This is a genomic window from Mesorhizobium sp. M2E.F.Ca.ET.209.01.1.1, assembly GCF_004010375.2.
Classification (GTDB): domain Bacteria; phylum Pseudomonadota; class Alphaproteobacteria; order Rhizobiales; family Rhizobiaceae; genus Mesorhizobium.
On record NZ_SADP02000029.1, the window covers coordinates 23,826 to 45,748 of the forward strand.

24 protein-coding genes are annotated in these 21,923 nt (G+C 63.3%); 20 read left to right on the plus strand and 4 right to left on the minus strand.

What is annotated here, in order from left to right:
* The first annotated feature begins 98 nt into the window (after positions 1-98).
* From EN852_RS31640 to kdsA, 5 genes are all read left to right on the plus strand, one after another.
* Positions 99-2,087, plus strand: coding sequence for a bifunctional 2',3'-cyclic-nucleotide 2'-phosphodiesterase/3'-nucleotidase (locus tag EN852_RS31640; protein WP_127879857.1), 1,989 nt, complete (start codon positions 99-101; stop codon positions 2,085-2,087).
* Between the two features lie 52 nt (positions 2,088-2,139).
* Positions 2,140-2,268, plus strand: a complete 129-nt coding sequence (locus tag EN852_RS43255) for a hypothetical protein (protein ID WP_281004619.1) — start codon at positions 2,140-2,142, stop codon at positions 2,266-2,268.
* A gap of 102 nt (positions 2,269-2,370) precedes the next feature.
* Positions 2,371-2,661, plus strand: coding sequence for a Dabb family protein (locus EN852_RS31645; protein WP_127879856.1), 291 nt, complete (start codon positions 2,371-2,373; stop codon positions 2,659-2,661).
* A gap of 62 nt (positions 2,662-2,723) precedes the next feature.
* Positions 2,724-3,599 carry a VOC family protein gene (locus tag EN852_RS31650; RefSeq protein ID WP_127879855.1) on the plus strand — a complete coding sequence of 292 codons (876 nt, stop codon included), beginning with the start codon at positions 2,724-2,726 and terminating at the stop codon, positions 3,597-3,599.
* Positions 3,596-4,441 (plus strand): 3-deoxy-8-phosphooctulonate synthase, encoded by an 846-nt coding sequence (gene kdsA, locus EN852_RS31655; RefSeq protein WP_127879854.1) that lies wholly within the window; start codon positions 3,596-3,598, stop codon positions 4,439-4,441. The genes EN852_RS31650 and kdsA overlap by 4 nt, the downstream gene beginning before the upstream one ends.
* 94 nt (positions 4,442-4,535) lie before the next feature.
* On the opposite strand, the gene EN852_RS31660 is transcribed toward kdsA, so the two are convergent.
* The gene (locus tag EN852_RS31660) at positions 4,536-5,249 is read right to left on the minus strand and encodes a hypothetical protein (RefSeq protein ID WP_127879853.1); all 714 of its coding nucleotides are present in this window, start codon (positions 5,247-5,249) and stop codon (positions 4,536-4,538) included.
* A 108-nt stretch (positions 5,250-5,357) separates the two neighbouring features.
* Between EN852_RS31660 and EN852_RS31665 the strand changes: the two genes are divergently transcribed.
* Entirely contained in the window at positions 5,358-5,564 is a 207-nt protein-coding gene (locus EN852_RS31665; RefSeq protein WP_127879852.1) for a dodecin family protein, read from the plus strand.
* A 72-nt stretch (positions 5,565-5,636) separates the two neighbouring features.
* Positions 5,637-6,002: a PRC-barrel domain-containing protein gene (locus EN852_RS31670; protein ID WP_127867998.1), complete on the plus strand. Its 366-nt coding sequence runs from the start codon at positions 5,637-5,639 to the stop codon at positions 6,000-6,002.
* A gap of 66 nt (positions 6,003-6,068) precedes the next feature.
* Here the strand turns inward: EN852_RS31670 and EN852_RS43260 are convergent, their stop codons facing one another.
* On the minus strand, positions 6,069-6,191 hold the full coding sequence (locus EN852_RS43260; RefSeq protein ID WP_280952541.1) for a hypothetical protein: 123 nt from the start codon (positions 6,189-6,191) through the stop codon (positions 6,069-6,071).
* 200 nt (positions 6,192-6,391) lie between these two features.
* Between EN852_RS43260 and eno the strand changes: the two genes are divergently transcribed.
* The 10 genes from eno to EN852_RS31720 all read left to right on the plus strand — a co-directional run bounded on the left by eno (position 6,392) and on the right by EN852_RS31720 (position 16,404).
* Positions 6,392-7,666 (plus strand): phosphopyruvate hydratase, encoded by a 1,275-nt coding sequence (gene eno / locus EN852_RS31675; protein WP_127879851.1) that lies wholly within the window; start codon positions 6,392-6,394, stop codon positions 7,664-7,666.
* Positions 7,667-7,821: 155 nt separating this feature from the next.
* A complete protein-coding gene (locus EN852_RS31680) occupies positions 7,822-8,145 on the plus strand; it encodes a septum formation initiator family protein (RefSeq protein WP_127879850.1) in 324 nt (107 codons plus the stop codon).
* Between the two features lie 175 nt (positions 8,146-8,320).
* Positions 8,321-9,376 (plus strand): pyruvate dehydrogenase (acetyl-transferring) E1 component subunit alpha, encoded by a 1,056-nt coding sequence (gene pdhA, locus EN852_RS31685; protein WP_127879849.1) that lies wholly within the window; start codon positions 8,321-8,323, stop codon positions 9,374-9,376.
* A gap of 15 nt (positions 9,377-9,391) precedes the next feature.
* Entirely contained in the window at positions 9,392-10,783 is a 1,392-nt protein-coding gene (locus tag EN852_RS31690) for a pyruvate dehydrogenase complex E1 component subunit beta (protein ID WP_127879848.1), read from the plus strand.
* Positions 10,784-10,801: 18 nt separating this feature from the next.
* Positions 10,802-12,175: a pyruvate dehydrogenase complex dihydrolipoamide acetyltransferase gene (locus EN852_RS31695; RefSeq protein ID WP_127879847.1), complete on the plus strand. Its 1,374-nt coding sequence runs from the start codon at positions 10,802-10,804 to the stop codon at positions 12,173-12,175.
* A 116-nt stretch (positions 12,176-12,291) separates the two neighbouring features.
* On the plus strand, positions 12,292-12,930 hold the full coding sequence (locus EN852_RS31700; RefSeq protein WP_127879846.1) for an SGNH/GDSL hydrolase family protein: 639 nt from the start codon (positions 12,292-12,294) through the stop codon (positions 12,928-12,930).
* A gap of 28 nt (positions 12,931-12,958) precedes the next feature.
* A complete protein-coding gene (lpdA, locus tag EN852_RS31705) occupies positions 12,959-14,407 on the plus strand; it encodes a dihydrolipoyl dehydrogenase (protein ID WP_127879845.1) in 1,449 nt (482 codons plus the stop codon).
* Between the two features lie 174 nt (positions 14,408-14,581).
* Positions 14,582-14,839 carry a GlsB/YeaQ/YmgE family stress response membrane protein gene (locus EN852_RS31710; protein WP_042642286.1) on the plus strand — a complete coding sequence of 86 codons (258 nt, stop codon included), beginning with the start codon at positions 14,582-14,584 and terminating at the stop codon, positions 14,837-14,839.
* Between the two features lie 137 nt (positions 14,840-14,976).
* Positions 14,977-15,942: a lipoyl synthase gene (gene lipA, locus EN852_RS31715; protein ID WP_112129187.1), complete on the plus strand. Its 966-nt coding sequence runs from the start codon at positions 14,977-14,979 to the stop codon at positions 15,940-15,942.
* A gap of 6 nt (positions 15,943-15,948) precedes the next feature.
* Positions 15,949-16,404 (plus strand): type II toxin-antitoxin system RatA family toxin, encoded by a 456-nt coding sequence (locus EN852_RS31720; protein ID WP_127868008.1) that lies wholly within the window; start codon positions 15,949-15,951, stop codon positions 16,402-16,404.
* Here the strand turns inward: EN852_RS31720 and EN852_RS31725 are convergent.
* Entirely contained in the window at positions 16,401-16,889 is a 489-nt protein-coding gene (locus EN852_RS31725) for a CinA family protein (protein ID WP_127879844.1), read from the minus strand. The genes EN852_RS31720 and EN852_RS31725 overlap by 4 nt on opposite strands.
* Positions 16,886-18,115 (minus strand): bifunctional 2-C-methyl-D-erythritol 4-phosphate cytidylyltransferase/2-C-methyl-D-erythritol 2,4-cyclodiphosphate synthase, encoded by a 1,230-nt coding sequence (locus tag EN852_RS31730; RefSeq protein WP_127879843.1) that lies wholly within the window; start codon positions 18,113-18,115, stop codon positions 16,886-16,888. Before EN852_RS31730 ends, EN852_RS31725 begins: the two co-directional genes overlap by 4 nt.
* A gap of 140 nt (positions 18,116-18,255) precedes the next feature.
* On the opposite strand from EN852_RS31730, the gene dusB reads away from it, so the two are divergent.
* The 3 genes from dusB to ntrC are packed head-to-tail and all read left to right on the plus strand — an operon-like array spanning position 18,256 to position 21,880.
* On the plus strand, positions 18,256-19,284 hold the full coding sequence (gene dusB, locus EN852_RS31735; protein WP_127879842.1) for a tRNA dihydrouridine synthase DusB: 1,029 nt from the start codon (positions 18,256-18,258) through the stop codon (positions 19,282-19,284).
* Positions 19,281-20,423, plus strand: coding sequence for a nitrogen regulation protein NR(II) (locus EN852_RS31740; protein ID WP_127868012.1), 1,143 nt, complete (start codon positions 19,281-19,283; stop codon positions 20,421-20,423). The genes dusB and EN852_RS31740 overlap by 4 nt, the downstream gene beginning before the upstream one ends.
* Positions 20,420-21,880: a nitrogen regulation protein NR(I) gene (ntrC, locus tag EN852_RS31745; protein ID WP_127868013.1), complete on the plus strand. Its 1,461-nt coding sequence runs from the start codon at positions 20,420-20,422 to the stop codon at positions 21,878-21,880. Before EN852_RS31740 ends, ntrC begins: the two co-directional genes overlap by 4 nt.
* The last annotated feature ends 43 nt before the right edge of the window (positions 21,881-21,923 follow it).

Consider the following 21,923-nt stretch of genomic DNA (forward strand, 5'->3'; position numbering starts at 1 on the left):
GTGATCGTAAGGCCTCCGGCAAACATGGACTCAAGGCGTCTTCAACGCCATGCTCCGGCTGGGGCAGGGGTTGCAGCATTGTCGAACAGGAGAGCACGATGTCACGACTGCCGCCCCCTCGTAGTGAATTCTCCCGCCGCGAATTCCTGGCCGGCGTTGCTGCCGGCGGCGCGCTGATCATGCTGCACCCATTCTCCGCCCACGCCGCGACCAACCAGGCGCATCTTAGGATCATGGAGACCACCGACATCCATGTGAACCTGCTGCCTTACGATTACTACGCCGACAAAGCGAACGACACGATGGGCCTCTCGCGCACCGCCTCGCTGATCGACGCGGTGCGTAAGGAAGCCACGAATTCGATGCTGATCGACAATGGCGACCTCCTGCAGGGCAGTCCGATGGGCGACTATGTCGCCTATGAGAAGGGCATGAAGGATGGCGACCTGCACCCAGTCATGAAGGGCATGAACCTGCTCGGCTATGAGTGCTCGACGCTCGGCAACCACGAATTCAACTACGGCTTGTCCTTCCTCGACAAGGTGCTGGCCGGCGCCAACTTTCCCTTCGTCTGCGCGAACCTGATCCGTCGCACCACGCTGGCCAGCAACCCTCGCGACGACAAGCTCTATCTCAAGCCCTATGTCATCCTCGACAGGAAGATCAAGGACGGGTCGGGCACCGAGCAGCCGATCAGGATCGGCGTCATCGGCTTCGTGCCGCCGCAGATCATGGTCTGGGATCTCAAGAACCTCGAAGGCAACGTCCAGACGCGCGACATCGTCGAGGCGGCCAAGGCCTGGGTGCCGCAGATCAGGGAAGAGGGCGCAGATATCGTCATCGCGCTCTCGCATTCCGGCATCGATATCAAGCAGGGCGACAAAATGGAGAACGCTTCCTTCTTCGTCGCCGGCGTCGAGGGCATCGACGCCGTCTTCACCGGCCACCAGCATCTGGTCTTTCCGGGCAAAAAGGATTTCCAGTCGCTTCAAGGCGTCGACGCCGAAAAGGGTACGCTGCAAGGCAAGCCCGCGGTCATGGGCGGCTTCTGGGGTTCGCACATGGGCTTGATCGACCTGCTTTTGGAACGCGACGGCTCGAAATGGCGGGTCGTCTCGGCCACCTCCGAGGCGCGGCCGATCTATGAGCGCGTCGACAACAAGAACAAGGCGAAGGTCGGCGACGACAAGCGCATCATCGCCGCGCTCGAGCAGGATCACCAGGCGACGCTTGCCTATGTCCGCCGCCCGGTCGGCAAGACATCGGCGCCGCTCTATTCTTATTTCGCGCTGGTCGCAGACGATCCGTCCGTGCAGATCGTCAACCAGGCGCAGAGCTGGTACCTCAAGGACATACTGAAGAGCACGAAGTGGAAGGACGTGCCGCTGCTGTCGGCTGCAGCACCTTTCAAGGCCGGCGGCCGCAACGGCGCCGACTACTATACCGACGTTCCCGCGGGCGACATCGCCATCAAGAACGTCGCCGATCTCTATCTCTACCCGAACACGGTCCGTGCCGTCGAAATCACCGGCGCCGAGGTGAGGGAATGGCTGGAGATGTCGGCCGGCATCTTCAACCATATCGAGCCGGGCAAGGCGGACCAGCCGCTCATCAACACCGATTTCCCCTCCTACAATTTCGACGTCATCGATGGCGTCACCTACAGGATCGACCTGTCGCAGCCGCCGAAATACGACGCCAAGGGCAGCGTCGCGAATGCCGGCTCCAACCGTATCGTCGATTTGAAATTCGACGGAAAACCGATTGATCCGGCAGCGAAATTCGTCGTCGCCACCAACAATTACCGTGCCGGCGGCGGCGGCAATTTCCCCGACATCAACGCTTCCAAGATCATCTACGAGGCGCCCGACACCAACCGCGACGTGATCGTGCGCTATGTCGTCAGCGAGGGCACGATCAATCCTTCCGCCGACGACAACTGGTCCTTCGTGCCACTGCCCGGCGCCAGCGTCGTCTTCGAGACGGGACCGAGGGCCAAGGATTTCATCGCCGGGGTGAAATCCCTGAAGATCGAACCTGCCGGCGATGGTGAGGCTGGTTTTGCCAAATACCGCATCACGCTTTGATGCTGCTGCCGCTCCCACTGGTTCCAGCCGGCCACATGCGCTAGTTTTAGCCATGCGTTATGTAATCGTCATCGCAGCCATTGCCTTCTTCCTGATCTGGGATGGCCTCTACAATCATGGTCACTATCTCGACGTGACCGTGCGGGAAATGTCGCGCATCGTGCGCCATGTCACCGGATAAAGCCTTGCCGGTTGCACATCGCGGGCGCGACATCGTTGCCGGTTGACGCTCAGGCGTCGCTCCCACAAGAACACCGCTGAATCGACGATCACGGAGGTTGGCTTGATCCGCCACATCGTTTTCTTCAGCGTGCGGCGCAAGGAAGATGTCGAGGCTGTGCGCTCGGGCCTGCTGGCGCTTGGCAAGATTCCGCACTCCAAGCATTTCGAAGTGACGCTCAACACCAAGGTCGATCTGTTCTCCAACGCGATCGACGTGGTCGTCTATGCCGAGTTCCAGGACGAGGCGGCGCTTGCCGCCTATAAGGCGCATCCGATCTATGCCGATACGACCAGCAAGGTGAAGCCGCTGCGCGAACTGCGCTATTCGGCCGATGTCGTGGCCGCGGCCTGAACCGGGCAAGCGCGCTCCGCTGCTCTTGAACCGTGGGCCGGAATGGGGCACACCGCGCCGGCATGACCAAAAAATCAGCTCATCCGCTCGACCATCTCGTTCTGCCGGCACAGAATCTTGATGCCGTTCGCTCGCGCCTGACGTCGCTCGGCTTTGTCGTCGCGCCCACGGGCTTCCACCCCTTCGGCACGGAGAATGCCTGCGTCTTTTTCACCGACGGCACCTATCTGGAGCCGCTGGCGGTCGGAAATGAACAGACGGCGGACCTCGCCATAAGCGAAGGGAATGTCTTCGTCGCGCGCGACCGTCTTTACCGTCAAACCGTTGGCGATGAAGGTTTTTCGGCGGTCGTCTTCGGAACGGCCAATGCCGATGCCGATCATACGCGCTATGTCGAAGCCGGTCTTTCGGCCGGCGAAATGCTGAGCTTCTCGCGCGCCTTTACCGACGCAAACGGCAAAAGCGACATGGCTTCCTTCAAGCTGGCATTCGTATCCGACAAGGAGGCCGACGAGGCCTTCCTCTTCGCCTGCCAGCGCATCAACGCGCCCAAGATCGATCGCACGGCGCTGCAGACGCACGCCAATGGCGTGACGGGTATTCTCGAAATTATAGCGGTCAGCGACAGGCCTGCCGGCCAGATCGGATTGATCGCGACCGCCGCCGAAGCTGGTGTGAGCGACGGCGATGCCGTGCGGCTGCCGAATGCGGTCCTTAGCGTTTTCTCGTCCGAAGATTATGGCTCGCGCTTCGGCCTGACGGTCGCGCCATCGCCGAACCTGCGCTTCACGGCCATCGTTTTCTCGGTTGGCGACACGGCCGCCGCCAGGCGGCTGCTTGCGGAAAACGCAGTCCGACACAACATGAGCGGCAATGATATCGTCGTTCCACCGGCGCCCGGGCAGGGCGCCGCCTTCATCTTCCGGGAGACCCCATGAGCAAACCCCTGGCGCCCAATTCATCGGTAACCGTCGGCAAGGTCGTCTTCGCCAACAATGCGCCGCTGTCGCTGATCGCCGGCCCGTGCCAGCTTGAATCGCGCCAGCACGCCTTCGACATGGCCGGTGCGCTGAAGGAACTGACGGACCGGCTGGGCATCGGCCTCGTCTACAAGACCAGCTACGACAAGGCCAACCGCACCTCGCTTTCGGCGACGCGCGGTGCCGGCCTCGACGCGGCGATGCCGATTTTCGACGATCTGCGCAAGGAGTTTGGGCTCCCGGTGCTGACCGACGTCCACACCGAGGAACAATGCGCGATCGTGGCGCCGCATGTCGATGTCCTGCAGATCCCGGCCTTCCTGTCGCGCCAGACCGACATGCTGGTCGCCGCGGCAAAGACCGGCAAGGTCATCAATGTGAAGAAGGGCCAGTTCCTCGCGCCCTGGGACATGAAGAACGTCGTCGCCAAGATCACCGGTTCCGGCAATGGGAACGTGCTCGCCACCGAGCGCGGCGTCTCCTTCGGCTACAACACGCTGGTCTCGGACATGCGCGCGTTGCCGATCATGGCCGAGATCGGCGCCCCGGTGATCTTCGACGCCACCCATTCCGTGCAGCAGCCGGGCGGGCAGGGCGGTTCGTCGGGCGGTGAACGGCGCTTCGTCGCGACGCTCGCGCGCGCGGCCGTTGCCGTCGGCGTCGCCGGCGTCTTCATCGAGACCCACCAGGACCCGGACAACTCGACATCTTCCGACGGCCCCAACATGGTGCCGCTTAAGGACATGCCGGCGCTGCTGGAAAAGCTCATGGCCTTCGACCGCATCGCCAAGGGGCACTAAAGCCGGTTTCGGGATAAAGACATGCGTAAAATCAAAAACCCAAAGCGCATGAGCGAATCTGAAAGATCGCGACGCGCTTTAAGTCTCGGCCACCTCATTGGCCGTGGCTCGGGCCGCCCATCTCAATTGCGAAGACAGCGTAGTAGTTCAGTCCCTGCATCGGAGCGCTGACAGTCAGTATCCATCGAACATTGCCGTGGACCCGTTCATAGATCGGTGGGCCTCTCGAGGGTAGCGCGTCCGGTGGAATCTGGAAGGCGAAGGGAATACCGGTGCTCGAGCGGACCGATGTACTCGGCACGACGATCGTTTCGCGCCATTTGAGATCGTCCTTGTAGGTCGATTTTTGCGTTCCGCTGGCATTCACGACCGGTCCACCGACCCGATAAGTGCGGATGCATTTCAATTGCACGGTGTAGTCGCCGTTGGGAGTCAGATCGCGGCTCGAGCGCACCGCGCCTTCGAAGCGCCCGCCGGGCACTGCGGTTCCAGCTATCAGTGTCGTCGTACCGAACTTGCGAACCCGCAAGGTGTCGCGGATCGCCTTCAGCAACGCGTAGAACGCGATGACGAGAAAGACGACGGGGATGAAGATGAGCGGATTGAATTCGCGATCCGTGACGTCGAAGTTGAGCGGGAGCTCGAAATACCAGGGGATCAATATGCCGATCAGGCCCATGCCTGCGGCAAGGAAGTATCCGCTGGACGCATTGGCGGCGTTGGCGTCGACCACCGGTGCCGGCGCCTGCATGGTTGTCCGCCGATTGCGCGTGCGGCCCATCGCCACTCCCTCGCGTGACAATGCCATGCAGTGCGCCTCTGTGACAATGGCGAGGCCGCACCCGCCAAGCTTGTCGTGAAAGGGGGCCGGTTATACGCTTGGCCCCGTAACTGAGCGTCTTGGCAGGAGGAAGCCATGTCCGTTGCCCGCGTCACCGAAATCACGTCGTCGTCCAAGGTGAGCTTTCAGGATGCCATCGAAAAGGGCATCGCGCGCGCCGCAAAGACCCTGAAGAACGTCGAAGGCGCCTGGATCCAGGACCAGAAGATCGTCGTCGAGGACGGCAAGATCGCTGCCTACCGGGTCAACATGAAAGTTACCTTCATCCTCACCGACAGCTGAGCAAGCTTGTCGGGAACCTTAGCGCGCTCCTCTCATTGTCAATGCAGGCATTCAATCGAGAGGAGCACCACCATGACCACCCCGTCCGGGCACACCGAAGCCATTGCCGCCTCGCGCGTCATCGGCACGTCTGTCTACAACACCGAAGGCAAGAGCATCGGCAGCATCGAGGACGTGATGCTCGACAAGATGTCGAACGGCATCATGTTCGCCGTGATCGGCTTCGGCGGCTTCCTCGGCATGGGCGAAAAGTACCACGCCATTCCGTGGGCGACGCTCGACTATGACGAGGACAAAGGCGGCTACGTCGTGCCGTTCACCAAGGAGCAACTGCAGGCCGCGCCCGCATACTCGATCGACGAACTGACCGGCGCCGACGGCGAAGCCGCCCGCGATGCCTCGTTCCAGTATTACCACGTGAAGCCCTATTGGCATTGACCGCCTGATAGGCACCTAAAAACCAAAGGCCCCCGGGCAAAACTCGAGGGCCTTTGGCGTTTTGAACTACTGCGCCGCTTGGAGCGTCGATAATTCCACCGAGCTCTGCTGCGGCTTCTGATCGTCGCATGACGTCAGGAACGCCGCCGCGATCAGGAACAAACTCACGATACCGCTCAACTGGGACATGGCGAAACTCCTCCTGTTTCGCCCCGCGCGAACGCGACCATAGATGAGAAGGCCGCGCGACGCGCATGACTTATGATGACAGAAATTTGCGCTTCGTGAATCCGGCCCGCGGCAATAATTGCGGCGCCGCCGATTGCCTTTTGCGCCGCTTTGGCTAAGAGGGGCGCGACGCTTCAATCGATCAATCGGGGACATCGCAAATGACCGCCATCATCGACGTCGTCGGGCGTGAAATCCTGGACAGCCGTGGCAATCCGACCGTCGAGGTCGACGTGGTGCTGGAGGACGGCTCGATGGGCCGCGCCGCGGTGCCGTCCGGCGCATCGACCGGCGCGCACGAAGCGGTCGAACTGCGTGACGGCGGGCCGCGTTATCTCGGCAAGGGCGTGCAGCGCGCCGTCGAAGCGGTGAACGGCGAGCTGTTCGAGGCGATCGGCGGCATGGAAGCCGAGAACCAGATCCATATCGACCAGACGATGATCGAGCTCGACGGCACGCCGAACAAGAGCCGCCTCGGCGCCAATGCCATCCTTGGCGTCTCGCTGGCGGTCGCCAAGGCCGCGGCGGAAGCCGCCGGCCTGCCGCTCTACCGCTATGTCGGCGGCGCCAAGGCGCACATCCTGCCGGTGCCGATGATGAACATCATCAATGGCGGCGCCCATGCCGACAACCCGATCGACTTCCAGGAGTTCATGATCCTGCCGGTCGGCGCGCCGACGCTGCGCGACGGCGTGCGCTGGGGCTCGGAGATTTTCCACACGCTGCGCAAGAAGCTGAAGGATGCCGGCCACAACACCAATGTCGGCGACGAGGGCGGCTTCGCCCCCAATTTGAAGAGCGCGCCGTCGGCTCTCGATTTCATCATGGAATCGATCGAGAAGGCTGGCTTCAAGCCCGGCGAGGATGTCGCGCTCGGCCTCGACTGCGCGGCGACCGAGTTCTTCAAGGACGGCAACTACGTCTATGAGGGCGAGAAGAAGACTCGCGATCCGAAGGCGCAGGCCAAGTACCTTGCCAAGCTTGCTTCCGACTATCCGATCATCACCATCGAGGACGGCCTCGCCGAGGACGACTGGGAAGGCTGGAAGATCCTGACCGACCTGATCGGCAAGAAGACCCAGCTTGTCGGCGATGACCTCTTCGTCACCAACACGGCGCGGCTGCGCGACGGCATCCGCATGGGCGTCGCCAATTCGATCCTGGTCAAGGTCAACCAGATCGGCTCGCTGACCGAAACGCTCGACGCGGTCGAGACCGCGCACAAGGCCGGCTACACCGCCGTCATGTCGCACCGCTCGGGCGAGACCGAGGATTCGACCATTGCCGACCTCGCGGTCGCCACCAATTGCGGACAGATCAAGACCGGCTCGCTGTCGCGTTCGGACCGCATGGCCAAATACAACCAGCTCATCCGTATCGAGGAAGAGCTTGGCAAGCAGGCGCGCTACGCTGGCAAGTCGGTGGTCAAGGGCTGATCCAGCCCGGTAGCAGGGTTCGAAAAGGGCGGGGCATCCCGCCCTTTTTCATTTCCGGGTACTCCGGACGAGGTCGCCCGTAACCGTCCATTAAGCACAATCGGGCGAAATACGACTCATGGCCGCTTGCGTTCGCGGCCGCGAGGGTTCGGGTTATGTGGACACGTCAGCACAAGCAGAGAAACACCGGCAGGCTGATCATCCCTTCGCTTTGCGTGCTCTTCCTGGCCTATTTCGGCTTCCATGCCTATCACGGCGAGTTCGGCATTTATTCCAAGTATCGGCTCGAGGCCCGGGCGGTCGAACTGCAGGCTCAGCTTGATGCCGTGAAGGCGCGCCGGATCGACTTCGAGCGCCGCGTCCAGCTGATGCATGAAGGCACGCTGGAGAAGGATATGCTTGACGAGCAGGCCCGAAAGGCGCTCAATCTATCCCAACCCGACGAAATCACCATCATGTTGCCCCCCGCGACGAAATAACCGAGTTCTGGTTAATCGCTCTTATTTGCAATGATTCTAATCGCTTAGATGCATGCCAGCCATGCATTTTTCAGCATGGCGCAATGCATCCTTGCATGTTAGCTTCTCACAAATCGGTGGGGAGGCGATCGATCTCCCTGAATGTCCGCAAAGAGACGCCAACAGGGAGTGACGCATGGCCACCGCCGCCAAAAAAGCGCCTGCCAAATCCAGATCCGACAACAAGTCCAGATCCGACAAGCAGCCCAATCTGTCAGCCCCCAAGCCCGCTGATTTCACCAAGGAAGAAGAGCTTTCCGCCTATAGGCACATGCTCTTGATCCGCCGCTTCGAGGAGAAGGCCGGCCAGCTTTACGGCATGGGCTTCATCGGCGGCTTCTGCCACCTCTATATCGGCCAGGAGGCCGTCGTCACCGGCATGAAGATGGCGCTGGTCGAAGGCGACCAAATGATCACCGCCTATCGCGACCATGGCCATATGCTGGCGATGGAGCTGTCGCCACGTGGCGTCATGGCCGAGCTCACCGGGCGCCGCGGCGGCCTGTCGAAGGGCAAGGGCGGCTCCATGCACATGTTCTCCAAGGAGAAGCATTTCTATGGCGGCCACGGCATCGTCGGCGCCCAGGTGTCGCTCGGCACCGGTCTCGCCTTCGCCAACCGCTACCGCGACAACAAGAACGTCTCGCTGACCTATTTCGGCGACGGCGCCGCCAACCAGGGCCAGGTCTATGAAAGCTTCAACATGGCCTCGCTGTGGAAGCTGCCGGTGATCTACATCATCGAAAACAACCGCTACGCCATGGGCACGTCCGTGTCGCGCTCGTCGGCTGAGACCGACTTCTCGCATCGCGGCGCCTCCTTCAGGATCCCCGGTATCCAGGTCGATGGCATGGATGTCCGCGCCGTGAAGTCGGCGGCCGATCTCGCCACCGAATGGTGCCGCGCCGGCAACGGCCCGCTCATCCTCGAGATGCAGACCTACCGCTACCGCGGCCATTCGATGTCCGACCCGGCGAAGTATCGCTCCAAGGAAGAGGTGCAGAAGATGCGCTCCGAGCACGACCCGATCGAGCAGGTTCGGGTGCGGCTGCTCGACAAGAAGTGGGCAAGCGAGGACGAGCTCAAGGCCATCGACAAGGAAGTCCGCGATATCGTCGCCGACGCCGCCGAATTCGCCCAGAACGACGCCGAGCCGGATCCGTCCGAGCTCTGGACCGACATCGTACTGTAAGGGGAGGGCAAGGACATGCCGATCGAAATTCTCATGCCCGCGCTCTCGCCGACGATGGAAGAGGGCAATCTTTCCAAATGGCTCAAGAACGAAGGCGACAAGGTCGTCGCCGGTGACGTGATCGCCGAGATCGAGACGGACAAGGCGACGATGGAAGTCGAGGCCGTCGACGAAGGCACGCTGGCCAAGATCGTCGTTCCGGCCGGCACCGAAGGCGTCAAGGTCAATGCGGTGATCGCCGTGCTCGCGGTCGACGGCGAAGACGTCGACAAGGCCGGCGAAGGCATCGGCGAGGAAGAGCCCAAGTCTGAAGCGGCAGCACCGGCGCCGGCCCCCGCCGCGGCCAAGAGCGAGGCTTCGGCCCCTGTCGCCGCCGCGCCGAAGACGGAAGTCGCGGCCGACCCGGACATTCCCGCCGGCACCGAAATGGTCTCGACCACCGTGCGCGAGGCGCTCCGCGACGCCATGGCTGAGGAAATGCGTCGCGACGGCGACGTCTTCGTCATGGGCGAGGAAGTCGCCGAATACCAGGGCGCCTACAAGATCACGCAGGGCCTGCTGCAGGAATTCGGGCCGCGCCGCGTCGTCGATACCCCGATCACCGAGCACGGCTTTGCCGGCGTCGGCGTAGGTGCCGCGATGGCCGGGCTGAAGCCGATCGTCGAGTTCATGACCTTCAACTTCGCCATGCAGGCGATCGACCAGATCATCAACTCGGCCGCCAAGACGCTCTATATGTCCGGCGGCCAGATGGGCGCGCCGATCGTCTTCCGTGGCCCGAACGGCGCCGCGGCCCGCGTCGCCGCGCAGCACTCGCAATGCTATGCCGCCTGGTACAGCCATATCCCCGGCCTCAAGGTGGTGATGCCCTACACGGCCGCCGACGCCAAGGGTTTGCTCAAGGCGGCGATCCGCGACCCGAACCCGGTCATCTTCCTCGAGAACGAGATCCTCTACGGCCATTCCTTCGAGGTGCCGAAGCTCGACGATTTCGTGCTGCCGATCGGCAAGGCTCGCATCCACAAGCAGGGCAAGGACGTCACCATCGTCTCCTTCGGCATCGGCATGACCTATGCGGTCAAGGCGGAGGCCGAACTGCGTGGCATGGGCATCGACGCCGAGATCATCGATTTGAGGACGGTCCGACCGCTCGACTTCGATACGATCATCGCCTCGGTGAAGAAGACCAACCGTCTCGTGGTGGTGGAAGAAGGTTTCCCACAGAGCTCGGTCGGCGACCACATCGCCAACCAGGTCTCGCAGCGCGCCTTCGACTTCCTCGACGCGCCGGTGATCACCATCGCCGGCAAGGACGTGCCTATGCCTTATGCGGCGAACCTCGAGAAGCTGGCGCTGCCAAACGTCGGTGAGGTCGTCGAGGCGGTCAAAGCCGTCACCTATCGCTGAGCCGGTCGGGAGGACATCATGCCAATCAACATCACCATGCCGGCGCTCTCGCCCACGATGGAAGAGGGCAATCTTTCCAAGTGGCTGGTCAAGGAAGGCGATAAGGTCTCGCCGGGCGACGTGATCGCCGAGATCGAGACCGACAAGGCGACGATGGAAGTTGAGGCCGTCGATGAAGGTACGGTCGCCAAGCTGGTGGTTCCAGCCGGCACCGAAGGCGTCAAGGTCAACGCGCTGATCGCGATACTGGCCGGCGAGGGCGAGGATGCAAGCGCTGCGGCCAAGAGCGGTGGCAGCGCCGCGCCAAAGGCCGAAGCCCCGAAGGCGGATACTCCGAAGGCCGAAGCCCCCAAGGAAGCACCCAAGCCGGCAGCCGCGACGCCCGCGCCGGCGAAGGCCGAGCCTGCTCCCGTCGCCAACGGCCACGCCGCCGGCGATCGCGTCTTCGCATCGCCGCTGGCCCGCCGCATCGCCAAGGACGCCGGCGTCGACGTGACGGCGCTGACGGGTTCCGGTCCGCATGGCCGCGTGGTGAAGGTCGACGTCGAGGCGGCGATCGCTTCCGGCGGCGCGAAAGCTGCCCCGGCTGCGAAGGCGCCCGCCGGCGCTCCCGGCGCGACTCCGGCCCCTGCCGCGAAGCCGATGTCGGACGACCAGGTGCTGAAGCTGTTCGCCGAGGGCTCTTACGAGCTTGTGCCGCATGACAATATGCGCAAGACCATCGCGCGCCGCCTGGTCGAGGCGAAGTCCACCATCCCGCATTTCTATTTGACGCTCGACTGCGAGCTCGACGCGCTGCTGGCGCTGCGCACGCAGCTCAATGCCGCCGCCCCGATGAGGAAGACCGACAAGGGCGAAGTTCCCGCCTACAAGCTCTCGGTCAACGACATGGTGATCAAGGCGATGGCAATGGCGCTGATGGCGGTACCGGATGCCAATGCCTCCTGGACCGAAAACGCCATGGTCAAGCACAAGCATGCCGATGTCGGCGTCGCCGTCTCGATCCCCGGTGGTCTGATCACGCCGATCATTCGCCATGCGGATGAAAAGACGCTGTCGGTGATCTCCAATGAGATGAAGGATCTCGCCAGCCGCGCCCGCAGCCGCAAGCTGAAGCCGGAAGAATATCAGGGCGGCACGACGGCGGTGTCGAACCTCGGCATGTTCGGCATCAAGGATTTTGCCGCCGTCATCAACCCGCCGCATGCGACGATCCTGGCGGTCGGCGCGGGCGAGGAGCGGGCGGTGGTGAAGAAGGGCGATATCAAGATAGCCACCGTGATGTCGGTGACCTTGTCCACCGATCACCGCGCGGTCGACGGCGCGCTCGGCGCCGAATTGCTCGGCGCATTCAAGCGCATGATCGAAAACCCGATGGGCATGCTGGTGTAGGACGGGAAAAGGCCGTGCGGAAATTCTTCACCGGCCTTTTCGCCTTGTTCTTTCCGTCGGGCGGATCGCGCGCTGGCGGCCTAGTCGACCGGTGACGGCAGGGGTGTGGCAAAAGCATGAAGACGATTCTCTGCTACGGCGACTCACTCACCTGGGGCTACGACGCCGCCAGCCTCGGCCGCCATGCGCTGGAAGACCGCTGGCCGAGCGTGCTTGGGGCTGAGCTCGGCGGCGATATCCAGGTCATCGCCGAAGGCCTCAACGGCCGCACCACGGCCTTCGACGACCATTTGGCCGGCGCCGACCGCAACGGCGCCCGTGTGCTGCCGACGATCCTGACCAGCCATGCGCCGCTCGACCTGATCATCATCATGCTCGGCGCCAACGACATGAAGCCGTGGATCCACGGCAATCCGGTCGCCGCCAAGCAAGGCATCCAGCGCCTGATCGACATCGTGCGCGGCCATGACTATCCGTTCGACTGGCCGGCACCCCAGATCCTCATTGTCGCGCCGCCGGTGGTGACGCGGACCGACAATGCCGAATTCAAGGAAATGTTTGCCGGCGGAGACGACGCCTCGAAGCGGCTGACACCGCAATATTCGCTGCTTGCTGACGAGGCCGGCTGCGGCTTCTTCGACGCCGGCACGGTGGCCGTCACCACGCCGCTCGACGGCGTCCATCTCGATGCCGAGAACACGCGGTGCATCGGTCAGGCTCTGGCGCCTCTCGTGCGCGTCATGCTCTCACTCTAACCTTCAAAAAGATCAGGGAGAAAAACCCGTGGCTGAATCCTACGACGTCATCATCATCGGCTCAGGCCCCGGCGGCTATGTCACGGCGGTGCGCTCCGCCCAGCTCGGCTTCAAGACGGCGATCGTTGAGCGCGAGCATCTTGGCGGCATCTGCCTGAACTGGGGCTGCATACCGACCAAGGCGCTGCTGCGCTCGGCCGAGATCATGCATTATTCGGATCACCTCAAGGACTACGGCCTGAAGCTCGAAGGCGGCAAGGTCAGTCCCGACACGGCGGCCGTCGTCGACCGTTCGCGAAAAGTGTCGCTGCGGCTCAACAACGGCGTCGGCTTCCTGATGAAGAAGAACAAGGTCGACGTCATCTGGGGCGAAGCGAAGCTGTCGAAGCCCGGTGAGGTCGTCATTTCGAAGACCGCGAAGAAGCCGATGGAGCCACAGCCGCCGGTGCCGAAGGGCGTCAAGGGCGAGGGCACCTACACAGCCAAGCACATCATCCTGGCGACCGGCGCCAGGCCGCGCGCGCTGCCCGGCATCGAGCCGGACGGCAAGCTGATCTGGACCTATTTCGAGGCCATGGTGCCGAAGGAAATGCCGAAATCGCTGCTGGTCATGGGCTCAGGCGCCATCGGCATCGAATTCGCCTCCTTCTACCGCACCATGGGCGCGGACGTGACGGTGGTCGAGCTGCTGCCGGCGGTGATGCCGGTCGAGGACGCCGAGGTCTCGAAATTCGCGCAGAAGCAGTTCGAGAAGCAGGGGATGAAGATCCTGCTGGAAGCCAAGGTGACCAAGGTCGAGAAGGGCGCCAACTCGGTCACCGCGCATGTCGAGATGAAGGACGGCAAGGTCGAGAAGATCACCGCCGACCGCATGATCTCGGCCGTCGGCGTGCAGGGCAATATCGAAAATCTCGGCCTGGAGGCGCTCGGCGTGAAGACGGACCGTGGCTGCGTTGTCGTCGACGGCTACGGCAAGACCAATGTGCCGGGAGTCTACGCCATTGGCGACGTCGCCGGCCCGCCGATGCTGGCCCACAAGGCCGAGCATGAGGGCGTCGTCTGCATCGAAAAAATCGCCAATTTCCCGGGCGTGCATGCCATCGACAAGCTGAAGATCCCCGGCTGCACCTATTGCAGCCCGCAGGTCGCGTCGGTCGGCCTGACCGAAGCCAAGGCCAAGGCCGAGGGCAAGGACATCCGCGTCGGGCGCTTCCCGTTCAGCGCCAACGGCAAGGCGATCGCGCTCGGCGAGGACCAGGGCTTCGTCAAGACCATCTTCGACAAGAAGACAGGGCAGCTGCTCGGCGCGCATATGGTGGGCGCCGAGGTGACCGAACTCATCCAAGGGTTTGTCGTGGCGATGAACCTGGAGACCACCGAGGAAGAGCTGATGCACACGATCTTCCCGCACCCGACGCTTTCGGAGATGATGAAAGAGAGCGTTCTCGACGCCTATGGCCGCGCTTTAAACGCATGACAGGTCATCAACCGATGACAGGTCACCAATCGGTGATAGGCCGCCAACCGGTGATAGATGGCCAATCCGTGCTAAATTGGTCGGGTGAGACTCACACGCGGCAGCCGGAGAACGCTGACGGCAAGGCAGTTCGTATCCGGATGCATTTTCACCTGATCGAGGAGGAACTGGCATATGCATTTGAATGGCGTCGGCTGGATCGCAGCCATCATCGTCGGCGGCCTGGCGGGCTGGCTCGCCGAGATGGTCATGAAGAGCAACACCGGCATCTTCATGAACATCATCATGGGCATCGTCGGCGCGATCGTGCTGAACGCGATCCTGCAGGCTCTCAACATTCAGTCGTTCGGCGTCGGCTGGGTGGCCTATCTGATCACCGGCTTCATCGGCGCCTGCCTGCTGATCTTCGTGGGGCGGCTTGTTCGCCGCTAAGGCGCGCGAATGCGTCGCTGAACGGAAGCCGCTATGCGAAAACGGCCGTGGCGGCATGCGCCGGCGCGGCCTTTTTCTTTGCGTTGAAAAGTCCTAGATGACGAAGATTGGCGGCTGAAAGCCGCGAAGGGTTTGAGATGGTCACAGTCGTAGACACGATCGCCAACCGGCCGCGCCCGCGGCATCCCGAGAAGGCGCACCGGCCCGACCAGGAGGTGCTGCGCAAGCCCGACTGGATCCGCGTCAAGGCGCCGGTCTCCAAGGGCTATGCCGAAACGCGCGAGATCGTGAAGTCGCACAAGCTTGTGACGGTATGCGAGGAGGCCGGCTGCCCGAACATCGGCGAATGCTGGGACAAGAAGCACGCCACCTTCATGATCATGGGCGAGATCTGCACGCGCGCCTGCGCCTTCTGCAATGTCGCGACCGGCATCCCGACCGCGCTCGATCCGGACGAGCCCGCGCGCGTCGCGCATGCCGTCAAGCAGATGGGGCTGAGCCACGTCGTCATCACCTCCGTCGACCGTGACGACCTTGCGGATGGCGGCGCGCAGCATTTCGCCGACGTCATCCGCGCCATCCGCGCGGCGACGCCCTCGACGACGATCGAGATCCTGACGCCCGACTTCCTGCGCAAGGACGGCGCGCTGGAGATCGTCGTCGCGGCCAAGCCCGACGTTTTCAACCACAATCTCGAAACCGTGCCGTCGAACTACCTGACGGTCCGGCCCGGCGCCCGCTATTTCCATTCGATCCGGCTTTTGCAGCGGGTCAAGGAACTCGACCCCTCGATCTTCACCAAATCCGGCATCATGGTCGGCCTCGGCGAGGAGCGGAACGAGGTGCTGCAATTGATGGATGATCTGCGCTCGGCCAATGTCGACTTCATGACCATCGGCCAGTACTTGCAGCCGTCGAAGAAGCACCATCCGGTGATCCGCTTCATCCCGCCGGACGAGTTCAAGTCCTACGAGACCATCGGCAAGACCAAGGGTTTCCTATTGATGGCATCGAGCCCGCTGACGCGCTCCTCGCACCACGCCGGCGAGGATTTCGCCCGGCTGCGCGCGGCGCGCGAGGCGCAGCTCGCGAAGGCCAGCTGACCTTCAATGCCGAAATTCGAGGCGACACGCCGCGTCGCGCATACACCGCAAGAGATGTTCGCGCTGGTGGCCGACATCGAGGCCTACCCGCAATTCCTGCCGCTCTGTGAATCGCTCACCGTGCGCTCGCGCAAGGAGCGCGACGGCCGCACCATCCTGGTCGCCGACATGAGCATCGGCTACAAGGCGATCCGCGAGACATTCACGACGCAGGTGCTGCTGAAGCCCGACGAGAATGCCATCGACGTCAAATACATCGACGGCCCGTTCAAATATCTCAGCAACATCTGGCGCTTCGATCCCGCCGAAGGCGGCTGCGAGGTGCATTTCTTCATCGACTACGAATTCAAGAGCCGCATTCTCGGCGCGCTGATGGGCACCATGTTCGACCGCGCCTTCCGCATGTTCTCGGAAGCCTTCGAGAAGCGCGCCGACGTCATCTATGCGGCAAAGTCGACCTAACGCTCTCCAAGCGCCCGTAGCCCAAGTTGCAGCGCGTGCCGCACCGTCTCATGCCGGATGAATTCGCGGCCCTTTTGACCGAACAATTGCTGTTCGGCGACGACTGGCTGCCCGGCCAATGCAATCCCGAACCAGACAAGGCCGACCGGCTTGTCCGCCGAGCCGCCGCTGGGGCCTGCGATGCCGGTGACGGCGAGGGAAAGGCTTGCTTGCGAATGCGCCAGCGCGCCCGCGGCCATCTCCAGCACCGTCTCGCGCGAGACCGCGCCATGCGAGTCGAGCGTGGCCGCGGAAACGCCGAGCATCTCCATCTTGGCTTCGTTGGAATAGGTGATGAAGCCGCGATCGACCACGGCGGACGAACCGGCAATGTCGGTCAGCGCGGCAATGATCAGGCCGCCGGTGCAGCTTTCGGCGGTCGCCAGCATGATGCCGCGCTGCTGGCAGGCCTGGAGCAGGGCGTTTGCAAGTTCAGCGTTGCTCATGCCGGCACTTCTCCCGGATAGACCACGCTGGCGGTGGCGATCGCGGCAATGCCTTCGCCGCGCCCGACAAAGCCGAGCTTCTCATTGGTCGTCGCCTTGATCGAAATACGCTCGGGCGCGATGCCGAGCATAGCCGAAAGCGCCTCGGTCATCGCCGCGCGATGCGGCCCGACGCGCGGCGCCTCGCAGATCAGCGTGATGTCGGCATTGGCGATGCGCCCGCCGCGCTCCCGCACCAGCTTGGCCGCGTGCTCGACGAAGATCCTTGAGGCCGCACCCTTCCATTGCGGGTCCGACGGCGGGAAGTGCGTGCCGATGTCGCCGGCGCCGCAGGTGGCAAGCAGCGCGTCGGTCAGCGCGTGAAGCCCGACATCGGCGTCCGAATGCCCGGAGAGTTTTCGCTCATAGGGAATGGCGACGCCACACAAGGTGACGTGGTCGCCAGGCTCGAACGCATGCACGTCGTAGCCATTGCCGGTGCGAATATCCGGGAAGCGCTGCTGCGCGCTGGAGAGCCGCTGGTCGGCCAATGCGATGTCCCTTGCCCAGGTGAGTTTGACGTTGTCCGGCGATCCAGGAACGATCTTGACCGGTATCTGTGCCCATTCGGCAATCGCCGCGTCGTCGGTGAATTCCGCCTTGCCCAGATGATACGCCTTCTCATGCGCGGCAAGCAGCGGCCAGTACGGAAAACCCTGCGGCGTCTGCGCGGCATGAAGGCCTGACCTCGACACCGTCTCGTCGATCATGCCGGTGGCCGATTCCCGCTTCAGCGTGTCGGCGACGGGCAGCGCCGGTAGCGCACCCTGGCGTTCGCCGATGGCTTCGATGGTGCGGTCGATCAGCCCGGCGTCGACGAACGGGCGTACGGCATCATGCACAAGCACTTTTGCGGGTGCCTGATCCCGCAACGCCAGGAGGCCGAGCCGGACGGAGGCCTGGCGCGATGGACCGCCGATAACGGTAATGAGGCGCTCGGCGTGCGCTCCCGCCGAGCGCTGCAGAAGCTCGGCATCGTCGGCGTGGATGGCGACAACAACCGGGCCGATCAACGGATGGGAGAGAAAGATATCCAGAGTATGGGCGATAACGGCACGGCCGCCGATGCGCTGATATTGCTTCGGACCTTCGGCCTGACCGGCGCGCGCGCCTCGGCCGGCGGCAACGATTACCACCCCGATCCCGCCGCTTGGGGACACCGCTTGCTTTTCGCTTGCCTCACTCATTCCGATCGGTCCTAGTCGGGGTAATGGCCGAAGGCCAGCATTTTCCAAAATGCGCCTTAATGTGACGTCATTGCGCGTTGCACAACGCCGCACTTCTGGCTAGAGAATGTGCAACGATCGAACATGCTTGGTTTTTGTGCATGGCTGGACTGACCATATTGGCATCGCCACTCGATATCGGCGGCGTGAAAATCCGCAATCGCGTTTTCCTCGCGCCGATGTCGGGCATCACCGACGAGCCGTTCCGGCAGCGCGCCCACGGGCATGGCGCGGGACTGGTCGTGTCGGAAATGGTGGCGAGCGGCGAGCTGGCCAAGGGCAGGGCCGGCTGCGACCTGCGCATCCGCCATTCCGGCCTGCCGGTGCATATGGTGCAGCTTGCCGGCCGTGAGGCTGTGCACATGGCCGAAGGCGCGCGAATCGCGGCGGGCGAGGGCGCCGATATCATCGACATCAACATGGGCTGCCCGGCGAAGAAGGTGACCGGCGGCTATGCCGGTTCGGCGCTGATGCGCGACCTCGACCACGCGCTGTCGCTGATCGACGCGGTGGTCGGCGCCGTGTCGGTGCCGGTGACGGTCAAGATGCGGCTCGGCTGGGACGAAAGCGCGCTCAATGCGACGATGCTGGCGCGCCGCGCGGAGCAGGCCGGCGTCAGGATGGTGACCGTTCATGGCCGCACGCGCTGCCAGTTCTATCAAGGCAAGGCCGACTGGCGCGCGATCGCGCGCGTCAAGCAAGCCGTCTCGATCCCGGTGGTGGCCAACGGCGATGTCGGCTCGCCTGAGGAAGCAGCGGCGATCCTCGAACTTTCCGGCGCCGACGCGGTGATGGTCGGTCGCGCGCATTATGGCACGCCATGGGTCGCGGGCAGCATTGCGACGGCCGCGGCCGGTGCAAACACACAAGGCATTCCATTCACGCCGCAAGAGTTAACCGATTACGTCGCCTCGCATTACGAGGACATGCTTTCGCTCTACGGCATCGAAAGCGGGCTGCGCCAGGCGCGCAAGCATCTCGGCTGGTATCTCGACCGCCACGGTCCCGATGTTTCTGCCGAACTACGCAAACGCATTCTCACATCCTTCGAACCCGGCGAAGTCGTTGCAGCATTGCGCCGCGCGTTTGTCGACGGCGCGCAGTCGACCGGCCTGCGGAGCGCGGCATGAAGGCGGATGTCCCACAGCCGACTGGCATGGCGGACGCCGCCAACATCGTGCTCAACACCATCCGCCGCCCGGTGATCATGGTCGATCCCGACGGCTTCATCACTTTCGCCAACGCGGATGCCGAGGACTTCTTCCGCTCCAGCGCGACCATGCTCGCCCGCAACACGCTCTCCAAACTGGTGCCGTTCGGCAGCCCGCTGCTGACGCTCGTCGACCAGGTGCGCGAGCGCCGCGCGCCGGTCAACGAATACCGCGTCGACGTGTCGTCGCCGCGCCTCGGCATCGAGAAGATGGTCGATCTCTATGTCGCGCCGGTGCCCGAGTTTCCGGGTTCCGTTGTCGTCATGTTCCAGGAACGGTCGATGGCCGACAAGATCGACCGCCAGATGACGCATCGGGGTGCTGCGCGCTCCGTCACCGGCCTGGCCGCCATGCTGGCGCATGAGATCAAGAACCCGCTCTCGGGCATTCGTGGCGCCGCCCAGTTGCTCGAACTGTCGGCCTCGGACGAGGATCGGGCGCTCACCCGCCTGATCACCGACGAAACCGACCGCATCGTCTCGCTGGTCGACCGCATGGAGGTCTTTTCCGACGAGCGGCCGATCGAGCGTTTTCCGGTCAACATCCATGTCGTGCTCGACCATGTGAAGGCGATCGCCAAGAACGGTTTTGCCAGGCGGATCAAGATCTTGGAGGAATATGATCCATCATTGCCTCCGGTCTTCGCCAACCGTGACCAACTGATCCAGGTCTTCCTCAACCTGGTCAAGAATGCCGCCGAGGCGATCGGATCGGATCCGCAGGGTGAGATCGTGCTGTCGACGGCCTTTCGTCCCGGCATCCGCGTTTCCGTACCTGGAACGCAGGACCGTGTCTCGCTGCCGCTGGAATTCTGCGTGCATGACAATGGCCCCGGCGTATCGGAAGACATCCTGCCGATCCTGTTCGATCCGTTCATCACCACCAAGCCGAATGGTTCCGGCCTCGGGCTGGCGCTGGTCGCCAAGATCGTCGGCGAGCATGGCGGCATCATCGAATGCGATTCGACTGCCCGCGGCACCACTTTCCGCGTCCTGATGCCGGCCTGGAAGGAGACTTCGCCCGGCTTGGGCGATGAAGCTGAAGGAGACCGCAAATGAGCGTTCGCGGCAATATTCTGGTCGCCGACGACGATGCGGCCATCCGCACCGTGCTCAACCAGGCGCTGTCGCGCGTCGGCCACGAGGTGCGTGTCACCTCGAACGCCTCGACCCTGTGGCGCTGGGTCGCGGCGGGGGAAGGCGATCTCGTGATCACCGATGTGGTGATGCCGGACGAAAACGCTTTCGACATGCTGCCGCGCATCAAGAAGGCGCGGCCCGAGCTGCCGGTCATCGTCATGAGCGCCCAGAACACGTTCATGACCGCCATCCGCGCGTCCGAGACCGGCGCCTACGAATATCTGCCGAAGCCGTTCGACCTCACCGAACTGCTCAACATCGTCAACCGGGCGTTGTCCGAGCCGAAGCGGCCGAAGCTCGACGCCCGCGCCGAAGACCAGCCGGAAACGATGCCGCTGGTCGGCCGCTCCGCCGCCATGCAGGACATCTACCGCATGCTGGCGCGCATGATGCAGACCGATCTCACGGTGATGATCAGCGGCGAGTCCGGCACCGGCAAGGAGCTGGTGGCACGCGCGCTGCACGAATATGGCCGACGCCGCGGCGGCCCATTCGTGGCCATCAACATGGCGGCGATCCCGCGCGATCTCATCGAATCGGAACTGTTCGGCCACGAGAAGGGCGCCTTCACCGGCGCGCAGAACCGTTCGAGCGGCCGCTTCGAACAGGCGGAGGGCGGCACGCTGTTCCTCGACGAGATCGGCGACATGCCGATGGAAGCGCAGACCCGGCTGCTGCGCGTCCTGCAGCAGGGTGAATACACGACGGTCGGCGGCCGCACACCGATCAAGACCGACGTGCGCATCGTCGCGGCCACCAACAAGGACCTGCGCACGCTGATCAACCAGGGCCTGTTTCGCGAAGACCTGTTCTATCGCCTCAACGTTGTGCCGCTCAGGCTGCCGGCGCTGCGCGAGCGTTCGGAGGACATTCCCGACCTGGTGCGGCACTTCTTCAAGCTGGGCGCCAGCGAGGGCCTGCAGACCAAGCGCATTTCGTCCGGCGGCATCGAGCTCATGAAGCGCTATCCCTGGCCGGGCAATGTGCGCGAGCTGGAAAACCTGGTGCGCCGGCTGGCCGCCCTCTACTCGCAGGACGAGATTTCGTCGGAGATCATCGAGTCCGAGCTCAAGACCGGCGAGAGGCCGGTCGTGCCGGACGGCGGCGCGCTCATTCCTGATGATCTGTCGATCGGCCAGGCGGTCGAGCATTTCCTGCAGCGCTATTTCGCCTCCTTCGCCGGCGAATTGCCCCCGTCGGGGCTTTACCAGCGTATTCTCGCCGAGGTCGAATATCCGCTGGTGCTGGCCTCGATGACGGCGACGCGCGGCAACCAGATCAAGGCTGCGGAGCTTTTGGGGCTCAACCGCAACACGCTGCGCAAGAAGATCCGCGAGCTTGGCGTCAATGTCTACAAGTCGTCCAGGCAGCCATAGCGCCGCCTCGTGCTTGCGGTAATTGGCGAATTGACGGGGGAAA